This is a genomic window from Mycobacterium gastri, assembly GCF_002102175.1.
GTDB lineage: Bacteria > Actinomycetota > Actinomycetes > Mycobacteriales > Mycobacteriaceae > Mycobacterium > Mycobacterium gastri.
Window position 1 is genome coordinate 1 of record NZ_LQOX01000134.1, and the last position, 2,728, is coordinate 2,728.

At 77.4% G+C, this 2,728-nt stretch carries 2 protein-coding genes; both read left to right on the forward strand.

Going from position 1 to position 2,728, the window contains the following annotated elements:
* Nucleotides 1–6 precede the first annotated feature (6 nt).
* The gene (locus AWC07_RS29415) at nt 7–1,791 is read left to right on the forward strand and encodes a PE family protein (RefSeq protein ID WP_279628913.1); all 1,785 of its coding nucleotides are present in this window, start codon (nt 7–9) and stop codon (nt 1,789–1,791) included.
* Between the two features lie 255 nt (nt 1,792–2,046).
* Nucleotides 2,047–2,728 (forward strand): PE family protein (locus AWC07_RS22460; protein ID WP_085105233.1); only part of this gene is annotated, 682 nt, incomplete at its 3' end.

Below are 2,728 nucleotides of genomic sequence, written 5' to 3' on the forward strand. Positions count from 1 at the left end.
GGAGGGATGGGCGGCAACGGCGGATCAGCGGGGTTGTCCGGGGCCGGCGGGGCTGGCGGACACGGCGGCCTGGGCGCCCCCGGCGCCAAGGGTGTCAACCCCACTCCCCTGCCGGCAGGCCCGGCGGCGGGCCCCGGCGCCGACGGCGGCACCATAGGGAGCATCGGTCTTCCGGGCGGGGCCGGCGATAACGGTGTCAGCAGCGCCACCCTCGGGCAGCCGGGCGGTACCGGCGGCGCCGGCGGCGGTGACAGCGGCGTCACTCCGATCATCATAATTGGGGGTAGCGGTGGCAACGGGGGTGCCGGCGGCGTGGGCGCCGCGGGGGGCGCCGGCGGCGATGGCGGTGACGCCTTCCTAATTGGGGGAGTCGGCGGCACCGGGGGCGCCGGGGGCGCCGGCGCCCCCGGCGGCATGGGCGGCACCGGCGGGACCACCCTTACGGCAAATCGCGTTGGCGGTACCGGCGGTACCGGCGGCACCGGGGGCATCGGCGCGACCGGCGGCACGGGCGGCACCGGCGGCAACGGAGGGCTGCTGTATGGCAATGGCGGGGCCGCCGCCGACGGCGGCGCCGGCGGGCTAAGCGGTGGGTCCGGCAGCGGTGTTGGCGCCGGCGGGGCCGGCGGGGCCGGCGGCGATGCGCGGCTGATCGGCAACGGCGGGGCCGGCGGCAATGGTGCCTCGGGCGCAGCTGGCGGCACCGGCGGCAATGGAGGGCTACTGCAGGGCGACGGCGGGGCCGGCGGCAACGGCGGTGACGCCATCGCGCCCGGCGGCACCGGAGGGATGGGCGGCAACGGCGGATCAGCGGGGTTGTCCGGGGCCGGCGGGGCTGGCGGACACGGCGGCCTGGGCGCGCCCGGCGCCGACGGCGTCAACCCCAGCCCTCTGGCAAACCAGGGCCCCCCGGCGGCCACCGGCGACCCCGGCGGGAACTTCGGCGGGCCCGGTGGGCCCGGCGCCAACGGCGTCAGCAGCCCCACTGTCGGGCAGCGCGGTGGTACTGGCGGCGCCGGCGGTACGTTCCCTACCGTCGGGGGTAACGGTGGCACCGGGGGTATCGGCGGCGTGGGTGCCGCTGGAGGCATGGGCGGCACCGGCGGTACCGGCGGGCTCGCTGGCGGCGTCGGCGGCACCGGGGGTGCCGGGGGCGCCGGCGCCCCCGGCGGCATGGGCGGCACCGGCGGGAGCGCCGTGCAGGCAGACGGCGTTGGTGGCGTTGGCGGCACCGGCGGCACCGGCGGCACCGGCGCTACCGGCGGCACCGGCGGCACCGGCGGGACCGCCGGCGGCTTCGGCGGCTCCGGGGGCGGCGGCGGGATGGGCGGTGTTGGCGCCGTGGGCGGCGCCGGCGGCAACGGCGGGGCCGGCGGCACCGGTGGTCGGGGCGGGCTGCTGTTCGGTGACGGCGGCGCCGGTGGCCTCGGCGGAAACGCTGGTGGCGGCGGTACCGGCGCGACGGGCGGTACCGGCGGTACCGGCGGTACCGGCACAGCGGCTGCAAACTCTGGGGGCAATGACGGCGATGGCGGCAATGGCGGCAATGGCGGCAACGGAGGCAACGGAGGCACCGGCGGCAGTGGCGGTAACGGCGGCTCCGGTGGCTCCGGCGGGCTTTTCGGCAGCTCCGGGGCGGCCGGCGCGGGTGGCACCGCGGGCAGCGGCGGCACCGGCGGCAACCCCGGCGCCGGCGGCGCCGGCGGAACAGGGCGCGTGAACGGCGCGGCCGGTGGCACCGGCCAGGCCGGCGCCGACGGCGCCGACGGCACCGACGGACCGCCCGGCTGAACTGGGTCGGCGGCGTATCGGTACACGCCCGGCCCGCATCGCTGGCCAGGCTGAGCTCGATTTGTCGTGTCGGTCACTGACTTCCGTAGGCGATGGCATCAGGCCGGGGTGCAGTTGGGTGCTGGCGGGTGGGCGGGTTGCCAGAGGCGCTGAAAACGCGGGTCGGCTGCCACGATTGGCGATAGCATGAACCTTCTTCCCGCATATCCCGTTCCATCGGTAATAGTTACCGGCGTGTCAGGGAAGGTAGGCATCGTGTCGTTTGTGATCGCAACACCGGAGATACTCGCCGCGGCGGCGAACGATTTGGCGAGCATTGGTTCGGCGGTCAGCACAGCCAACGCGGCCGCGGCGGCCCCAACCACGACCGTGGTGGCCGCGGCCGCAGACGAGGTGTCGGCGACGATCGCGGCACTGTTCGGGGCGCACGCCAAGCACTATCAGGCGCTGAGCGCCCAGGCGGCGGCGTTTCATGCCCGGTTTGTGCAGGCCCTGACCGCCGGTGCGGGCTCCTACGCCGCCGCGGAGGCCGCCAACACCTCGCCGTTGCAGACCCTCGAACAGCAAATACTCGGCGTGGTCAACCCGCCCACCCAGGCACTGCTGGGACGCCCACTGATCGGGGACGGAGCCAGCGGGGCCGCCGGCACCGGGCAAAACGGCGGGGCCGGCGGGTTGCTCTTCGGCAACGGCGGGGCCGGCGGCACCAGCACGACCGCCGGCGTGGCCGGCGGCAACGGCGGCTCAGCCGGGCTGATCGGCAACGGCGGGTCCGGGGGCGGCGGCGGGGCTGGAGCGGCCGGCGGTCGTGGCGGTGCCGGTGGGTGGCTGTTCGGCGACGGCGGCCAGGGCGGCGCCGGCGGGACCGCTACCGCCGTCGGCGCCGCCGGCGGGGCAGGTGGGGCCGGCGGCAGCACCGGGCTGTGGGGCGCCGGTG

Coding starts and splice junctions, on each gene's coding strand:
- AWC07_RS29415 (WP_279628913.1), top strand. CDS start 7: ATGGGCGGCAACGGCGGATCAGCGGGGTTGTCCGGGGCCGGCGGGGCT.